The 15,595-nt window shown below is 69.4% G+C and carries 16 protein-coding genes; 11 read left to right on the top strand and 5 right to left on the bottom strand.

The window, feature by feature from the left end:
* Positions 1-62: 62 nt before the first annotated feature.
* The 10 genes from NGK62_RS19380 (at position 63) to NGK62_RS19335 (ending at position 10,148) form a co-directional block, all read left to right on the top strand.
* Complete coding sequence (locus NGK62_RS19380) at positions 63-779, top strand: TetR/AcrR family transcriptional regulator (RefSeq protein WP_059380098.1); 717 nt, start codon at positions 63-65, stop codon at positions 777-779.
* A gap of 2 nt (positions 780-781) precedes the next feature.
* Positions 782-1,750, top strand: a complete 969-nt coding sequence (locus NGK62_RS19375; protein ID WP_059380034.1) for an HlyD family secretion protein — start codon at positions 782-784, stop codon at positions 1,748-1,750.
* Entirely contained in the window at positions 1,747-2,712 is a 966-nt protein-coding gene (locus NGK62_RS19370) for an ABC transporter ATP-binding protein (RefSeq protein WP_251879883.1), read from the top strand. Before NGK62_RS19375 ends, NGK62_RS19370 begins: the two co-directional genes overlap by 4 nt.
* Complete coding sequence (locus NGK62_RS19365; RefSeq protein ID WP_059380032.1) at positions 2,709-3,854, top strand: ABC transporter permease; 1,146 nt, start codon at positions 2,709-2,711, stop codon at positions 3,852-3,854. The genes NGK62_RS19370 and NGK62_RS19365 overlap by 4 nt, the downstream gene beginning before the upstream one ends.
* 6 nt (positions 3,855-3,860) lie before the next feature.
* On the top strand, positions 3,861-5,342 hold the full coding sequence (locus tag NGK62_RS19360; protein ID WP_251879881.1) for an efflux transporter outer membrane subunit: 1,482 nt from the start codon (positions 3,861-3,863) through the stop codon (positions 5,340-5,342).
* Positions 5,343-5,473: 131 nt separating this feature from the next.
* Positions 5,474-6,196 (top strand): response regulator transcription factor, encoded by a 723-nt coding sequence (locus NGK62_RS19355; protein WP_251879879.1) that lies wholly within the window; start codon positions 5,474-5,476, stop codon positions 6,194-6,196.
* Positions 6,197-6,314: 118 nt separating this feature from the next.
* Positions 6,315-6,797, top strand: coding sequence for a YbaK/prolyl-tRNA synthetase associated domain-containing protein (locus NGK62_RS19350; RefSeq protein ID WP_059380030.1), 483 nt, complete (start codon positions 6,315-6,317; stop codon positions 6,795-6,797).
* Between the two features lie 25 nt (positions 6,798-6,822).
* Positions 6,823-8,802, top strand: coding sequence for an FUSC family protein (locus NGK62_RS19345; protein WP_251879878.1), 1,980 nt, complete (start codon positions 6,823-6,825; stop codon positions 8,800-8,802).
* A gap of 3 nt (positions 8,803-8,805) precedes the next feature.
* Complete coding sequence (locus NGK62_RS19340) at positions 8,806-9,594, top strand: NRDE family protein (protein ID WP_059380028.1); 789 nt, start codon at positions 8,806-8,808, stop codon at positions 9,592-9,594.
* A gap of 119 nt (positions 9,595-9,713) precedes the next feature.
* Positions 9,714-10,148 carry a carboxypeptidase-like regulatory domain-containing protein gene (locus NGK62_RS19335; protein WP_059380027.1) on the top strand — a complete coding sequence of 145 codons (435 nt, stop codon included), beginning with the start codon at positions 9,714-9,716 and terminating at the stop codon, positions 10,146-10,148.
* Positions 10,149-10,154: 6 nt separating this feature from the next.
* Here the strand turns inward: NGK62_RS19335 and NGK62_RS19330 are convergent, their stop codons facing one another.
* Complete coding sequence (locus tag NGK62_RS19330) at positions 10,155-11,132, bottom strand: glycerophosphodiester phosphodiesterase family protein (RefSeq protein WP_251879876.1); 978 nt, start codon at positions 11,130-11,132, stop codon at positions 10,155-10,157.
* Positions 11,133-11,143: 11 nt separating this feature from the next.
* Complete coding sequence (locus NGK62_RS19325) at positions 11,144-11,518, bottom strand: MAPEG family protein (protein ID WP_054453844.1); 375 nt, start codon at positions 11,516-11,518, stop codon at positions 11,144-11,146.
* Positions 11,519-11,713: 195 nt separating this feature from the next.
* Here NGK62_RS19325 and NGK62_RS19320 point away from each other — a divergent pair, with 195 nt between their 5' ends.
* Entirely contained in the window at positions 11,714-12,517 is an 804-nt protein-coding gene (locus tag NGK62_RS19320) for a CPBP family intramembrane glutamic endopeptidase (protein ID WP_251880905.1), read from the top strand.
* Between the two features lie 16 nt (positions 12,518-12,533).
* Here NGK62_RS19320 and NGK62_RS19315 read toward each other — a convergent pair whose 3' ends face one another.
* The 3 genes from NGK62_RS19315 to NGK62_RS19305 all read right to left on the bottom strand — a co-directional run bounded on the left by NGK62_RS19315 (position 12,534) and on the right by NGK62_RS19305 (position 15,551).
* Positions 12,534-13,586 (bottom strand): alkene reductase, encoded by a 1,053-nt coding sequence (locus NGK62_RS19315; RefSeq protein WP_059380023.1) that lies wholly within the window; start codon positions 13,584-13,586, stop codon positions 12,534-12,536.
* Positions 13,587-13,635: 49 nt separating this feature from the next.
* Entirely contained in the window at positions 13,636-13,983 is a 348-nt protein-coding gene (locus tag NGK62_RS19310) for an ArsR/SmtB family transcription factor (protein ID WP_059380022.1), read from the bottom strand.
* 158 nt (positions 13,984-14,141) lie between these two features.
* A complete protein-coding gene (locus NGK62_RS19305) occupies positions 14,142-15,551 on the bottom strand; it encodes an amidase family protein (protein WP_251879874.1) in 1,410 nt (469 codons plus the stop codon).
* Positions 15,552-15,595: the final 44 nt, after the last annotated feature.

The raw sequence follows: 15,595 nt of genomic DNA, 5'->3' as shown, positions 1-15,595 counted from the left end.
GCGCGTAACCCTGAAGAGCGCCCCTCTTTTAATTAATTAATAATTTAATTAACATACGCCGCATGCGTTCCGCTCCCTCTGCCCCCTCCCGCCGGCCCGGCCGTCCGCCGCGTCCCGACAATGCCGCCGCCCGCGCCAACCTGCTGGACACCGCCACCGGCCTGTTCGCGGCCCAGGGCGTCGCCGCCACCACGCTCACGCACATCGCGCAACGCGCCGGCGTCACCACGGCGATGGTGCACTACTACTTCAAGAGCCGCGACCAGCTGATCGACGCGGTGGTTCAAGAGCGGATCGTGCCGGTCATCGGCTACGTCTGGTCGCCGCTGCCGCAGGCGCAGACACCCGCGTCGGACCCCGCCGCAGCCGCGCGCGCCTTCATCGCAGAGGTCGTGGGCCGGCTGGTGCAGAGCGCGGTCGAACGGCCCTGGCTGCCGGCCCTGTGGCTGCACGAGGTCGTGAATGAAGGCGGTCAGCTGCGCGAACGCGTGCTGCGCCATCTGCCCGCCGAACGCCTGCAGGCCTTCATCGGCCTCATCACCGAATGCCAGCTTGCGGGCGCCATCACCCCCGGCGTGGAGCCGCGGCTGGTCTTTCTTTCCGTCCTGGGACTGACCCTGCTGCCGCTGGCCACCTCCGGCCTGTGGCAGCGCGTCCTGCAGGACGCCGCGCAACCGCAAGCCATAGACACCCGCGCGATCGCGGCCCACGCCATCGCCATGCTCACCGGCGGCCTGTTCTCGCCTTCCGCCCCGACTCCCGCCATTCCAGGACGCTGACCATGCGCATCCCTCCCGTCTTGCGCCGCCCCCTGCCCGCCTCGGCGCTGGCCTTGCTTGCCCTGGGCGGCTGCGGCAAGGACAGCGGCGCCTTCTTCCAGGGCTACGCCGAAGGCGAATATGTCTACGTGGCGTCGTCCGAGGCCGGCCGGCTGGCCGAGCTGCCGGTACGGCGCGGCCAACAGGTGGAAGCCGACGCGCCGCTCTTCGCGCTGGAGGCCACGCGCGAAACCGCGGCGCGCGACCAGGCCAGCGCGCAGCTGGCCGCCGCCGTGGCCCAGGAAGAAGACATCGCCACCGGCAAGCGTCCGCCCGAAGTGGACGTCAGCCGCGCCCAGCTGGCGCAGGCCGAGGCGGCCAGCCGCCGCTCGGCGGCGCAATTGCGGCGCGATACCGACCAGTTCCGCATCGGCGGCATCGCGCGCGCGCAGCTGGACGACAGCCGCGAACAGGCGCAATCGGATGCGGCGCGGGTGCGCGAATTGCAGGCCCAGCTGGAAGTGGCCCGCCTGCCCGGCCGCGACGACCAGCGGCGCGCCCAGGCCGCCCAGGTCGACGCGGCCCGCGCCGCGCTGGCCCAGGCGGAATGGACATTGGCGCAGAAGCGCCTGGCGGCGCCGGCCGCCGGGCTGGTGTTCGACACGCTCTACCGCGTGGGCGAATGGGTGCCTGCTGGCAGTCCGGTGGTGAGCCTGCTGCCGCCGGGCAATATCAAGGTGCGCTTCTTCGTTCCGGAAACGGCGCTGGGCGCGCTGAAGGTGGGGCAACAGGCGACGGTGCGCTGCGACGGCTGCGGCGATCCCATCCCTGTCCGCATCGATTACATATCGGCTCAGGCCGAATACACGCCGCCGGTGATCTACAGCCGCGAAAGCCGCAGCAAACTGGTCTACATGGTACAGGCGCGGCCAGCGCCCGAAGCCGCCACGCGACTGCACCCGGGGCAGCCGGTGGAGGCGGTGCTGCAATGAGCGCGCCCGCCGCCACGCAGGAAGCGTCCGCCGGCCAGTACGTCATCGACGTGCACGGGCTGAACAAACGCTTTGGCAACAAGCACGTCGTCAACGACGTGTCGCTGCAGGTGCGCGAAGGCGAGATCTTCGGCTTCCTCGGCCCCAACGGCAGCGGCAAGACCACCTGCATCCGCCTGATGTGCGGTCTCTTGACGCCGGACTCGGGCAGCGGCACCTGCCTGGGCTACGACATCCTGCGCGACAGCGCGCAGATCAAGCGGCACGTCGGCTACATGACGCAGAAGTTCTCGTACTGGGACGACCTGACCATCCGCGAGAACCTGGACTTCGTGGCGCGCATGTACGGCATGCCCGAGCGCAAGGCAACGGTGGAGCGAGCGCTGGAAGAGCTGGGCCTGCAAAGCCGCGCCAAGCAATTGACGGGTTCCTTGTCCGGCGGCTGGAAGCAGCGCCTGGCATTGGCGGCCTGCCTGCTGCACCAGCCCAAGCTGCTGCTGCTGGACGAACCCACGGCGGGCGTGGACCCGACCGCGCGGCGCGACTTCTGGGAGCAACTGCATGAGCTGGCGGCGCGCGGCATCTCGGTGCTGGTCAGCACGCACTACATGGACGAAGCCGAGCGCTGCCACAAGCTCGCCTACATTTCCTACGGCCGCCTGCTGACGCAGGGCACGGCCGAGGACGTCATCGCCGAGCAGCACCTGACCACCTGGGCCATCCATGGGCACAACCTGGTGCCGCTGGCGCAGCGCCTGCGCGACGCGCCGGGCGTGGACCAGACCGTGGCCTTCGGTTCCGCGCTGCACATCAGCGGCCGCGACGCGGCCTTGCTGGAACGCACGCTCAGGGACGCCATCGCCGGCCAGGACCTGAGCCTGGAGCCCATCGACACCAGCCTGGAGGACGTCTTCATCTATCTGATGAAGCGCTCCACCGACAACTTCGCGAGCCCGCCATGATGCGCCATCTGCAAGGCTTTTCCTGGTCGCGCTGGTGGAGCATGGTGCTCAAGGAGTTCCTGCAGCTGCGCCGCGACCGCATCACCTTCGGCATGATCGTGGGCCTGCCCATCATGCAGCTGGCGCTGTTCGGCTACGCCATCAACACGAACCCGAAGCAGATGCCCACCGCGGTCATCACCGCGGACCACAGTCCGTTCACGCGCAGCTTCGTCGCGGCGATGAAATCGTCGGACTACTTTCACATCATCGAGGAACTGGACAACGAAGAAGCCGGACGCACGGCGCTGGCCCAGGGCCGCGTGCTGTTCGTCCTGACCATCCCGCCGGACTTCAGCCGCAAGCTGCTGCGCGGCGAACGCCCCGCGCTGCTGATCGAGGCCGACGCCACCGATCCCATGGCGACCGGATTGGCCATAGGCGCGGCCACGCAGTTGTCGCAGGCCGTGGCGCAGAAGGACTTGACCGGACCGCTGGCCAGCCTGGCGGGCGGCCAGCCGCCCTTCGACGTGCTGGTGCACCAGCTCTACAACGAAGAGCAGATCTCGCAATACAACACGGTGCCGGGCCTGATGGGCGTGATCCTGACCATGACCCTGGTGATGATGACCGGCCTGGCCATGACGCGCGAACGCGAACGCGGCACGATGGAAAACCTGCTGGCGATGCCGGTACGGCCCCTCGAAGTGATGACGGGCAAGATCGTGCCGTACATCGCGATAGGCCTGATCCAATCCAGCATCATCCTGCTGGCCGCGCACTTTGTTTTCCACGTGCCGTTCCTTGGGTCGCTGCTGGCCGTGTACCTGTCGGCGCTGGTGTTCGTGGCCGCCAACCTGACGGTGGGCATCACCCTGTCGTCGTTGGCGCAGAACCAGTTGCAGGCCATGCAACTGACCATGTTCTATTTCCTGCCCAACATGCTGCTGTCCGGTTTCATGTTCCCGTTCCAGGGCATGCCGATGTGGGCGCAGTACCTGGGCAACCTGCTGCCGCTGACGCATTTCAACCGTTTGATCCGCGGCATCCTGCTCAAGGGCAACGGCTGGTGGGACTTGTGGCCCAGCATCTGGCCGCTGCTGGTGTTTACCGTGGTCGTCATGACCGCCGCCGTGAAGTTCTACCGCCGCACCCTGGATTGAACCGCCATGTCCCGCTCCACGCCTTTGCCCCTCCCGCCCACTGCGCCGCCGCGCCCGGCCGCGCTGGTCCTGTGCGCGCTGCTCGCGGGCTGCGCCGTGGGGCCGGACTTCGAGCGCCCGGCGCCGCCGCAGGTCGACGCCTATGCCGCGCCCCGCGATGCTTCTGCGCCCATCGGCGCGCAACGCCTGCAAGAAGGCGCCGACATCCCTGCGCAATGGTGGCAGCTGTTCCGCTCCGAAGCGCTCGACCAGCTGGTGCGGCAGGCCCTGCAGGCCAGTCCCACGTTGGAGCAGGCGCGCGCCCGCTTGCGTCAGGCAAACGAAGACCTGAACGCCGAAACCGGCGGCCGCATGCTGCCCCAGGTCAATGGCAACCTGTCGGCAACGCGGCAGAAGGTGGACCCCGCGGCCTTCGGCGTGCCGGTGGCCGAACAGCCCCCGCCCTTCACGCTCTACAACGCGTCCATCGACGTGTCCTACACGCTGGACGTATTCGGCGGCAACCGCCGCGCGCTGGAAGGCCTGGGCGCGCAGGCGGACTACCAGGCGCATGAGCTGCAGGCCGCGCGCATGTCGTTGGCCGCCAACGTGGTCACCGCCGCCATCCGCCAGGCCGACCTGAGCGAACGCCTGACCGACACGCGGGCGCTGCTTGCGGCGCAGGAGCGGCAGCAGGACATCATGCGCCAGCGCCAACAGGCGGGCGGCGTGTCCGAGGCCGATCTGCGCAATCAGGAGCTGCTGGTCGCGCAGACCCGGGCCACGCTGCCGCCGCTGGAATACCAGCTGGCGCAGGCCACGCATCAACTGGCCGCTTACCTGGGCCTGGCGCCGGCCGAACTGCGATCCGCGCCCCTGCGGCTGGCCGACCTGACGCTGCCCGCCGACGTGCCCACCGGCGTGCCGTCGGCGCTGACCCGCCAGCGGCCCGACATCCTGGCCGCGGAAGCGCTCTGGCATCAGGCCTCGGCCAATGTCGGCGTGGCCGTCGCCAACCAGTATCCCCAGTTCACCCTGACCGCCAGCTTCGGCTCGCAACGCACCCGCGTGGGCGACCTGTCCAATGGCCTGAACGTCTGGAGCCTGGGCCTGGGACTGGTCCAGCCGCTGTTCCACGGCGGCGAGCTGCGCGCGCGCACGCGCTCGGCCGAGGCCGCCTACGATGCGGCCGCGGCCGGCTACCGTCAAACAGTGTTGGAGGGCTTCCGGCAGGTCGCCGACGCCTTGCGCGCCGTACAGACCGACGGCGACGCCTACCTGGCCAGCGACGAGGCATGGCGCCGCGCCGATGAAGCCGAACGCATCGCGCAAGGCCGCTACCAGGCCGGCGGCATCAGCCACCTGAGCCTGCTGGACAGCCAGCGCCAACTGTTGCAGACACGCATTGCGCGCACCGCGGCGGACGCGGCGCGCCACGCCGACACCGCTGCCTTGCTGCAGGCGCTGGGCGGCGGCTGGTGGAACGAAACGCCCGCCGACGCACCATAACGGTGCTGCGACACGCCTCCCGTAACCATGCCCGAGAATTCGGGTCATAAAGTGGCGTTGTGCGAGGTTTAGGAAATCGCTGTATCCGATGCATCATGCATGCGCCCATGCTGCACAGATCACAACGATTCATGAATGACCTACTAGACCTGATCGTCTTCTCGCCCGATCCCGGCGTGCGCGCGCACCGCGGCGCCGCGCTGACGGAAATGGGTTTCTCGCCCCGGCTGTGCGAAGACTCCAACAGCCTGTTCCGCCTGTTTCAGGCCCGCCGCACCCCTTTGCTGGTGATGGAAACCGAACTTTCCGATCTCTGCATGGCCGTGGCCGGCCTGCGCGCCCTGGACACCACCGCGGGCATCGTCGCCATATCCAACTTCGACTCCCCTGAAAGCCGCATACTCGGGCTGCATTGCGGCGCCGACGTCTGCCTGCCGCCAGACGCGGGCGCAACGGAAATCGCCGCCGCGCTGCAGGCGCTGGTGCGGCGCATACCGGCGGCCGGCCGGCGCGCCGCAGATGCCGAACCGCGCCCGGCGCAACCGGCGCCGGCAGGCGAAGCGATGGCCAAATGGCAATTCCACGACGCGGCCTGGACGCTGGTCAGCCCGCAAGGCAAACGCCTGGCCCTGACGCTGGCCGAGCGCGAATTCCTGCTCAAGCTGACGGCTTCCGCCGACAAGCGCCTGCCGCGCGCCGACGCGGCCATCACGGACTTGCATGGCGGCCACGAATCGATGCGCCGCACCGACGTGCTGGTCAGCCGCCTGCGCCGCAAGGCCCAGGACCTGAACCTGGAGCTCCCGATCCGCACCGTCTGGGGCTGGGGTTACGCCTTTACCGGAGAAATCTGAGGCGGCTGGCCGCGATCGGCGCACGCGCCGCCGCGGCGCTGCGCGGCGGGCGTATCATGCGGCGTACGAGGCCGACTCCCGGCCTGCGCCCGCCACATCCCGATCTACGCGCCCCGACATGGAAGTCTTCGAACGCCTGCAAGCCCTGCTTGCCCAGAACCAGGCCCGCTACCGCCTGATTGAACACGCCGCAGCCGGCCGCTCCGTCGAAGTCGCGGCGATCCGCGGCACCGAGGTCAGCCAGGGCGCCAAGGCGCTGGTCTGCCGCGTCAAGATATCCTCCAACCAGCGCCGCAATGTGCTGGCCGTGTTCCCGGCCGACAAGCAGGCCGACCTGGACGCAATCGCCCGCGCGGCCGGCGGCAAAAAGGCGTCGCTGGCGTCGCAGGACCTGGCGCGCGAACTCACCGGCTGCGAGATCGGCGCCATCCCTCCCTTCACTTTCAATCCCGACCTGCACCTGCTGGTGGATCCCAGCCTGCGCCAGCGCCACGATGAAATCGTGTTCAACGCCGGCCGCCTGGACGCCTCCATCCTCCTGAACACGGAAGATTACTTCCGGCTGGCCGCGCCCGACGAGGCGCCGCTGATCAAGGCCTGACTCCGGGCCGCGCCACGAGGCTGTCGTGTTCCGTTCCTCGCTGAAACATGCCGCGCGCAACGCCAACATGCGTTGGCTGATGAGCCTGGCGCACATGGAGCCTTCGCCCGTCAGCCGCTGGGTGGCGCTGCGTGCCGCCCTGGCCATCGGCTTGCCTTCGGCGGTCGGACTCGCGCTGGACCAGAGCGCGGCGGCGGCCCTGGTCGCGCTGGGCGCGCTGCCCGCCATCACCGGCGACAATGGCGGCCCTTACCGCAACCGCGCACTGTCCATCGGCGCCACCGTGTTCGGCGGCGCGTTTGGGTACTTCCTCGGCACGATGATTGCCGGACACGGGCTATGGACCTCCGCGGCCATGACGCTGCTGGTGCTGGCGGCCAGCCTGGTCGGCACCTTCAACAACATCGCCGCCGTTTCCACGCTGCAATTCGCCACCTACGTCATCGTCGGCGCCAGCCTGACTTCCAACCTGCCGTCCTGGCTGCCTTCCGTGCTGGTGGGAGCCGGCGGCCTGTTCGGGCTGGCGCTGACGCTGACGGGCTGGGTGGTCAACCCGATAGCGCCCGAACGCGCCGCCGTCGCCATGGCCTACCGCAAGCTGGCCGCCATGTTCGCCGCCATCGGCACCTCGCACACCATGAGCGCGCGGCGCGACATGGAAGCGGCCATGACCACCGCCTACGACACCGTGCTGGCTGCCCGCCGCGGCGCGGCCGGCCCCTCCCCCCGGCTGGCGCGGCTGGCGGCGCAGCTGCAAGCCTGTACGCCGCTGACCAATACCGCGCTGGAACTGGCCCGCGCCGGCCGGGTGCTGCCGCACGATTGCGCACGCGTCATGAACCGGTTGGCCGACCGCGTGGAGAACGATGCGACGCCGGACCCGCGCGAGGACATCGCGGCCTTGCGCCAGGCGGACATGGCACCCTTGGCCGACGCGCTGGCCCAGGTGCAGCCCCTGCTGGACGGCGCCACGCTATCCGAGGCCGACGCCTTTGCCGGCCTGCCCCCCGCGCGGCCGCGCACGCCCTGGCGCGTGCTGGCGCGCACCTACCGGCCGGGGCCGACCACCGTGCGCTATCTGGTGCGGCTGGGGCTGTGCCTGATCGCCGCCGAGGCCGTGTCCATGGCGTTCTCGCTGCCGCGCTCCTACTGGGTGCCGCTGATCGTGGTGGTGGTGTTCAAACCCAACTTCGGCTCGGTGTTCGCGCGGGCGCTGCAAAGCTGCGCGGGCAGCGTGGTCGGTGTGGCGATCAGCGCGACCGTGCTGGCGCTGGACCGCAACGGCATCGTCAGCCTGCTCACGGTGGCCGGGCTGGCGTCCCTGCTGCCCTGGTCGGTGCGGCGCAACTACGGCTTGTTCTCGGCCATCCTGCTGCCCATCCTGATGCTGCTGATCGGCGCGCTGCAACCAGGCAGCTGGCCCATCGCGCTGGCGCGCCTGATCGATGTGGCCGTGGCCGCGGGCATCGTGCTGCTGGTGGGCTACCTGCCGTGGATACGGATCGAGCGCAGCAACCTGGACCACACCGTCGCCGCCGCCATGGACACGCTGGCCGCCTACCTGAACACCGTGTTCCAGGCCGATCCCACCAGCCGCCACGACCTGCGCGCCAGCGCCTACGCGCGCCTGTCCGACCTGCGCATCGCCTTGCAGCGCGGGCTGTCGGAACCGCGCCTGGTCAGCCGCCGCGCGCTGGCCTGGTGGCCGGTGGAGGTCGCCCTGGAGCGCGTGGCCAATGCCATTTCCGACACCGCCTGGTCGCTGCCAGCCGACCAGCCAGCGCCCAGCGCCGCGGAGCTGGCGCAACTGGCGGCCAGCCTGCACCAGATGAGCGCCGCTGTTGCGCAAGGCGCGGCCATGCCGGCCGCCGCCATCGCGTCGCCCGCGCCGGCGCTGCGCGACGTGGCCGCCCAGATCGAAGCCTTGCGCGCCGCGCTGGCCGGCCCGGATTTCGCGGCTGCGCCAGGCAAAGCCATTCCCGACAAACCCGCCAACCAGGTCTGAACCATGTGTCTTGCCGTACTGGCCCTGCACGCCCTGCCGGGCATCCCCGTCCTGATCGCCGCCAACCGCGATGAATTCCACCAACGCCCCACCTTGCCCGCCGCGCAATGGCCCGATGCGCCCGAGGTCTACGCCGGCCGCGACGGCCTGGCCGGCGGCAGCTGGATGGGCGCGACGACCGGCGGACGCCATGCGCTGGTCACCAACTTCCGTGAACCGGGCCGGATCATCGAGAACGCGCCTTCGCGCGGCGCGCTGGTCGAAGACTATCTGCGCGGCACGGCCTCCGCGGCCGACTACCTGGCGCAAGTGCATGCCAAGGGCCAGGCCTACAACGGCTTCAACCTGATCGTGGGCGATGCGCGCGAAGCCTGGTATCTCAGCAACCGCGATGGCGGCCCGCGCCGCCTGGCTCCAGGGGTCTACGCCCTGTCCAACCATCTGCTGGACACGCCCTGGCCCAAGCTGGCGCGCACCAAGGCGGCTTTCGAAGCCGTGCTGCGCAGCGGGCCGCAGCCGGACCTGCCCGCGCTGATGGCCGCGCTGGCCGACCGCCAGCCCGCCGACGACGCCGACCTGCCCGCCACCGGTCTGCCGCTGGATCGCGAAAGGCTATTGAGCAGCCCGTTCATCGTCAGTCCGAACTATGGCACCCGCAGTTCCAGCGTACTGGCGCTGCGCGACGGTGGCGCCGGACAGCTGGATGAAAGGCGCTTCGCCCCGGACGGCTCGGTCAGCGGCGAAAGCCGGCTGACATTTTCCTGGCGCGCGGCACGCAGTACGCTTACTTAGGCTGCGGAAACAATCGGTTGATATCGGAGACCCGCCGGCGCGAACTCCGCGCCGGCATGCGGGTCGAAATGTTCATGCGCGTACAAAACCGCGCAGATCGTCCTATCCAGGAGAGTCTCATGAACAAGCGTATAGAACGCTGCACCATGGCCGCCGCGATGGCGCTGGGCAGCATGGCCTTTGCCGGCATCCTGTCCACCGCCCAGGCGGGCATGCCGCCGGTGCAGCAGCAGGGTTCGGTGCAGTATGTCAGCGGCGGCATCGGGCTGGACGAATCCGAAGCCATGAAGGCCGCAGCCAAGGACTATCCGCTGGCGCTGACGTTCGCGGCGCAACGCGACGGCCAGGCGGACTACGTTGCCAATGTCTCCGTCACCATCAGCGATGCGCATGGCAAGTCCGTGCTGCAAACCACTGCCGAAGGCCCGTACATGCTGGTCAAGCTGCCGGCCGGCAACTACAAGATCTCGGCCACCTACAACGGCCAGGCGCAGAACCGCAACGTCGCGGTGCAAAACACCGGTACCGCGCGCGCCGTGTTCGAATGGAAGTAGCGGCTTTCATGGCCCGCGCTTGAACGCGCGCGCCACGGCTTCGATTTCGTTGGTCCAGATCCCGCCCGCGTATCCCGCCGGCACGCGGCGTATGTCCTCGGGCGTGTCGATACCCGTGGAATGGCCATCGCCGGCGTAAGGACCGAGCAGGAACACGCTGCTGCCCGCCGCCTCCATGCGGTCCAGGAAGCGGCCGGGCCAGCCCCACAGCCAGGGTGCGACATTCACCGGCACTGTCAGCGCCCTGCCGCGGCAGACTTGCGGCACATGGCCGGTCCAGCCCGCCGCCGCATAACGCAACAGGCAGGATTTCAGATCCGCGCGCGTCAGCGTGCGCACGCCCGGCGCCAACTCGCGCAGCCGGCCTACCGGCTCTTCGCCTCCGTACACCATGAAATCGGCGCGCCTGGCCGGCGGCAAGCCGTTGAGCACCGCCGCCAACGCCGCGCCTTCCTCCGCGTCGCGGCTCTTGACGTTGATGAGAAAGCGCTGGCGCGGAAACGCCTCCAGCACTTCGGACAGCGTGGGCATCAGGCCCACGCCGCGCCCGCGGAACGGAAAGGTCTTGCCGCCGTCCGCGGTGTAGCCATAGCCAATGTCCAGCGCCTTGAGTTCGGCCATCGTGTGCTCGCGCGTCGCGCCGCGGCCCTCGGTGCGGCAATCGACCGTCCAGTCGTGGAACACGGCGAACTGGCCGTCGGTGGTGGGATGGACGTCGATCTCGACGATGTCCGCGCCGGCCTCGAAGCTGGCGCGCATGGAGGCGATGGTGTTTTCCAGATAGCCGTGCGTGGGTTCGACGATGCGGGTCGCGGTGCAGGTGTCCCGCTCCATGCCCGCCGTGTCGTAGCGTTGCGCGATGCCGCGATGCGCGAGCAGCGTCGCCCGCGCGCCGGGATCGGACACCGACCAGTCAGCGTTGTTGACGTAGATGAAGCCCGGCAGCGCAATGGCCGCCAGCGCCGCGACACGCCGCTTGCGCATGGCGCCGCCCGTTAAACGCCTGCGAACAGGATCGCAATGATGAAGCCCACGCTGATCGCCCACACCAGCGAACGCAGCGCGCCCCAGCCCGCCAGGTACATGGCCAGATAGCCCAGCCGCACGCCCAGCCAGCAGGCCATCAGCGTGGCCACGTGCGCGGGCGGCGCCTGGGTATACAGCGCGAACAGCACCGCCGCGTAGAAGAACGGCAGCGATTCGAAGGTATTGGTCTGCGCCGCGTTGGCGCGCGCCCGCCAGCCCTCCTGCCGCGCCAGCCAGGCGCGCGGATCGTTGTTGTCGAATTTCTTTCCGCCCGCCTTGGCGACGATCGCCGACACGAAAGGCAGCACCGCCGCCGCCAACATCAACCACGCGATCATTTTCATAGTCTGGCTCCCAGGTATCCGGCAGGCGCCAGGATACCTGGGTTCGCCGCGCGGCGTCAGCACACGCGCTCAGCGGCCCGGCGCGCATGCCGTGCGGCTTGCACAGAGCGGCGCGTTTACACTCAGCGCTTTCAACGCCCGTCCACGCCCGTGCCCCTGCTCAGCCCCTGGTCCGCACTGTTCATCGCCGCCGCCATGCTGTGGCCGCCCGCCACGCGCCGCTGGGCGCTGGCGCCGCTTGCCGCCGCCTACGCCTGGGCCTGGACCGATGGCACGATAAACGCCGTGGCGCTGGTCTGGCCGGCGTTGCTGATCGCGGCGGCCGTGCTGGTCCAGCCCGCATCGGGCGCAATGGCGCGCACCGCCGGCCATGCGCTCTTCATCGCACTGGCCGCGCTGCTGTTCCTGCACTGGCTGCCGGGCTTCCACAACCCGCAAGTCATCGCGCCGGCGCCCCTGAGTCCGGACGCCGTGCCTTTCGGCATGTACCTGAACCTGGACAAGCCGCTGGTGGCGTTCTGGGTGGTGCTGGCGCTGGCGCCGCCGATGGCGGGGCCGACCCCGCGCGCCACGCTGTCGGCCGCGTTCCTGGCCTGCGCGGGCGCGGTGGCCCTGTGCCTGGGCTGCGCGCTGGCGCTGGGCGTGGTCGGCTGGACGCCCAAGTGGCCGCAATCGGGCTGGATCTGGCTGATCAACAATGCCTTGCTGGTGACCTTGGCCGAGGAGGCGCTGTTCCGCGGCTACCTGCAGCAGCGGCTGACGGACCTGTGGCGCGGCCGCGCCTGGGGTTCGTGGGCAGCCTTGATCATCGCGGCCGCGCTGTTCGGCCTGGCGCACTACGCAGGCGGCTGGCAATGGATGCTGCTGGCCGGCCTGGCGGGCGCGGCCTACGGCCTCGCCTACAAGTACGGCGGCCTGGCCGCGGCGGTGCTGGCGCACCTGGGCCTGAACGCGGCGCACTTCGGCTTGTTCACCTATCCGATGCGCGCCGTGCTCTGAAGGCCGGACCAGCCGGTCAAGCCAGGGCCGGATAGTCGGTATAGCCGCCCGGGCCAGGCGCATAGAACGTGGCCGGGTTGGGCCGGTTCAGCGGCGCCTTGAGTTCGAAGCGGCGCGCCAGGTCCGGGTTGGCGATGTATTGCACGCCGAAGGCCACGGCATCGGCCCGGCCCGCGGCGATGGCGGCCTCGGCCGACTCGCGGCCGAATCCTTCGTTGGCGATGTAGGTGCCGCCGAACTCGGCCTTGAGCATCGGGCCCAGGCTGTCGGCGGCTTCATACTCGCGCACGCACAGGAAGGCGATGCCGCGCTTGCCCAGTTCACGCGCCACGTAGCCGAAGGTGGCGGCCGGGTTGGAATCGCCCATGGTGTGGATTTCCCCGCGCGGCGACAGATGCACGCCCACGCGGCCCGCGCCCCACACCGACACGCTGGCGTCCACCGCTTCCAGCAGCAGCCGCGCGCGGTTTTCGAGCGAACCGCCATAGGCGTCAGTGCGGTGGTTGGTGCTGTCCTGCAGGAACTGGTCCAGCAGATAGCCGTTGGCGGCATGCACTTCCACGCCGTCGAAACCGGCCTCCATGGCCATCCGCGCGCCGTGGCGGTAAGCCTCGACCACGCCCGGAATCTCGGCGGTTTCCAGCGCGCGCGGCGTGACGTAGGCGCGCTGCGGCCGCACATGGCTGACGTGGCCCTTGGCCGCAATGGCGCTGGGCGCCACGGGCAGTTCGCCGTCCAGGAACATGGGATCGGAGATCCGGCCCACGTGCCAGAGCTGCGCCACGATCAGGCCGCCGGCCCGGTGCACCGCGGACGTGACCTTGCGCCAGCCCTGGACCTGTTCGGGGGTCCACAGGCCCGGCGTATCGGCATAGCCGACGCCTTGCGGGGTGACCGCCGTGGCTTCGGTCAGGATCATGCCGGCGCCGGCGCGCTGGGTGTAGTACTCGACCATCAGGTCGTTGGGCACGCGGCCCGGGCTGGCGTGCATGCGCGTCAAGGGCGCCATCACGATGCGGTTGCGCAGCGTCAGATCGCCTGCGCGCAGGGGTTCGAAAAGTTGGCTCATGCGTAAATCCTTGGCCCCGGATGAAGGGGCCGCTGGCGGCGTAGCGGGGCTACATATCCTGGTTCAATTGCCGCAGGAACGCGGCAATGGCGGCTTCGTTGCGACGGTAAAAAATCCACTGCCCCACCTTGGTCGCCGAGATCAGGCCCGCGCGCTGCAGAACGGCCAGGTGCGAGGACACGGTGGACTGGGACAGTCCGCAGCGTTCATCGATGTGGCCCGCGCATACGCCATGCTCGAAGGTATGGCCCGGGCGTACCTCGAAGTACGCGTGCGGCGTCTTCAGCCAGGCAAGAATGTCGCGCCGCACCGGATTGGCCAGCGCCTTGAGGATGGCGTCGGCGTCGATGGCAGGTAGCGAGGCGGCAGGGTCGGGGCTGGAAGTTGAGACCGTCATATTGAAGTATCGCAATTTATCGAATCTTATATCGGAACTATTCGATATATAGTCATGCCCCTGCGCCGGACAGGGCTTTATGGCCGGGGCGGATAGCCGCGCGCGGCTATCCGCCCCGCCCCCATAGCCGCCCTTCCCCTTCCTTCACCCCGCGCCGCTCAGGCCAAGAGCCTATCCTGCACCGACCACCCCGCGCGCGCCTCGATGGCTTCGCCCGCGGTCAGGCACAAGTCTTCCCGGAACCGCCCCGCCACCAGCTGGACGCCCATCGGCACGCCGTCCGCCAGACCCACAGGGACCGACAGGCCGGGCAAGCCCAGTATCGCGGTCGAGACCAGCGGGCTCTGAGCGCGCAGCATGTCGCCCATGGCTGCGTCGCCTTGCTGATCCTGGTCAATGGCGAATGGAAGCTCGAACGACACCGGCATGAGCACGAGCGGATAGCGGTCGAAGAACCCGCCCCATTCCCGCAGTATCGTGGTGCGCAGCGCCAGCGCCTGGACCAGGCCGTCCTTGTCCAGCGGCGCGGTGTGCGCCAGCATGCTGCGATACGCGCGCTGTATCGCAGCATCGCCGGCGCGCTCGATTTCGCGGCCCATGGAGCCGGACGCTTCGTTCATCAATACGTTGCGCCATAGCTCGGCCGCTTCCTCGAAACGGGGCGGCGCTGCCGTTTCGATGATGTAGCCCGCGTCTTCCAGGTACTTTGCGGCGCGCAGCAAGGCGTCCAGCACGGCGGGATCGGGCTTGAAGGCCGAGGTGCCGCAGAACAGCGCCACCCGCCGGCAGTCCCCGGGCTGGCGCAGGTCCAGCGGCGCAGGCACCCACCACGGATCGCGGGAATCGCCCGCCGACATGGCCTCCAGCCCGAGTCTCAGGTCGGCGATGTTCCGTGCCAAGGGACCCTGGGTCGCGGCCAGTTGGGAAGCCACCGGGCGCTCCGACTTCTGGCTGGCGTTGTAGGCCGGCACCCGGCCTTGCGACGGCCGCAGCCCCGCCACGCCGCAGGCGTAGGCCGGGTAGCGGATCGATCCGCCCTGGTCGCTGCCGTGCGCCAGCGGCCCCATGCCCAGGGCTGCGGCGACGGCCGCGCCGCCGCTGGAGCCGCCCGGCGTGCGCGCGGCGTCGAACGGATTGACGGTGCGGCCATGCAGGTCGTTGTCCGAAAACCAGCGCCAGGAGAATGCCGGAACGTTGCTGCGGCCGATCACCACGGCGCCGGCCTTGAGCCAGTTGTCGACGGCGGGATTGTTCTCGCTTGCGATGAGGTCCCGATACGCGACGACGCCATTGGTGGTGGCCGACCCGGCCAGATCTGCATTGGCCTTGATCGTCACCGGCACGCCGTGCAGGATGCCTAGCGGCGCGCCCGCGCGCACCGCGGCGTCGGCGGCGTCGGCCGCCTTCAGGGCCTGGTCGGCGCAGATCTCGGTGAGCGGGTTGAAGATGGGGTTGAGCCGTTCCGCCCGCTGCAGGCAATTCTGCACCGCTTCCCGGCTGGAAACTTCCCGCTTGCGGATGGCCTGGGCCAGGTCGACGGCGCTCCAGCGCCAGAGTTCGTTCGTCATGATGGCTCCCTATGGTGTTGAACGCAGGTGTTGAACGCGGGTGC

Source organism: Achromobacter sp. Marseille-Q4954, from assembly GCF_943737025.1.
GTDB lineage: Bacteria > Pseudomonadota > Gammaproteobacteria > Burkholderiales > Burkholderiaceae_B > Achromobacter > Achromobacter bronchisepticus_A.
Note: the sequence above shows the minus strand (reverse complement) of the source record. Positions and strands in the feature narration are given on the sequence as shown.

Coding starts and splice junctions, on each gene's coding strand:
- NGK62_RS19380 (WP_059380098.1), top strand. CDS start 63: ATGCGTTCCGCTCCCTCTGCCCCCTCCCGCCGGCCCGGCCGTCCGCCG.
- NGK62_RS19315 (WP_059380023.1), bottom strand. CDS start 13,586: ATGAGCCAACTTTTCGAACCCCTGCGCGCAGGCGATCTGACGCTGCGC.
- NGK62_RS19375 (WP_059380034.1), top strand. CDS start 782: ATGCGCATCCCTCCCGTCTTGCGCCGCCCCCTGCCCGCCTCGGCGCTG.
- NGK62_RS19310 (WP_059380022.1), bottom strand. CDS start 13,983: ATGACGGTCTCAACTTCCAGCCCCGACCCTGCCGCCTCGCTACCTGCC.
- NGK62_RS19360 (WP_251879881.1), top strand. CDS start 3,861: ATGTCCCGCTCCACGCCTTTGCCCCTCCCGCCCACTGCGCCGCCGCGC.
- NGK62_RS19325 (WP_054453844.1), bottom strand. CDS start 11,518: ATGAAAATGATCGCGTGGTTGATGTTGGCGGCGGCGGTGCTGCCTTTC.
- NGK62_RS19340 (WP_059380028.1), top strand. CDS start 8,806: ATGTGTCTTGCCGTACTGGCCCTGCACGCCCTGCCGGGCATCCCCGTC.
- NGK62_RS19320 (WP_251880905.1), top strand. CDS start 11,714: ATGCTGTGGCCGCCCGCCACGCGCCGCTGGGCGCTGGCGCCGCTTGCC.
- NGK62_RS19365 (WP_059380032.1), top strand. CDS start 2,709: ATGATGCGCCATCTGCAAGGCTTTTCCTGGTCGCGCTGGTGGAGCATG.
- NGK62_RS19355 (WP_251879879.1), top strand. CDS start 5,474: ATGAATGACCTACTAGACCTGATCGTCTTCTCGCCCGATCCCGGCGTG.
- NGK62_RS19335 (WP_059380027.1), top strand. CDS start 9,714: ATGAACAAGCGTATAGAACGCTGCACCATGGCCGCCGCGATGGCGCTG.
- NGK62_RS19350 (WP_059380030.1), top strand. CDS start 6,315: ATGGAAGTCTTCGAACGCCTGCAAGCCCTGCTTGCCCAGAACCAGGCC.
- NGK62_RS19370 (WP_251879883.1), top strand. CDS start 1,747: ATGAGCGCGCCCGCCGCCACGCAGGAAGCGTCCGCCGGCCAGTACGTC.
- NGK62_RS19305 (WP_251879874.1), bottom strand. CDS start 15,551: ATGACGAACGAACTCTGGCGCTGGAGCGCCGTCGACCTGGCCCAGGCC.
- NGK62_RS19330 (WP_251879876.1), bottom strand. CDS start 11,132: ATGCGCAAGCGGCGTGTCGCGGCGCTGGCGGCCATTGCGCTGCCGGGC.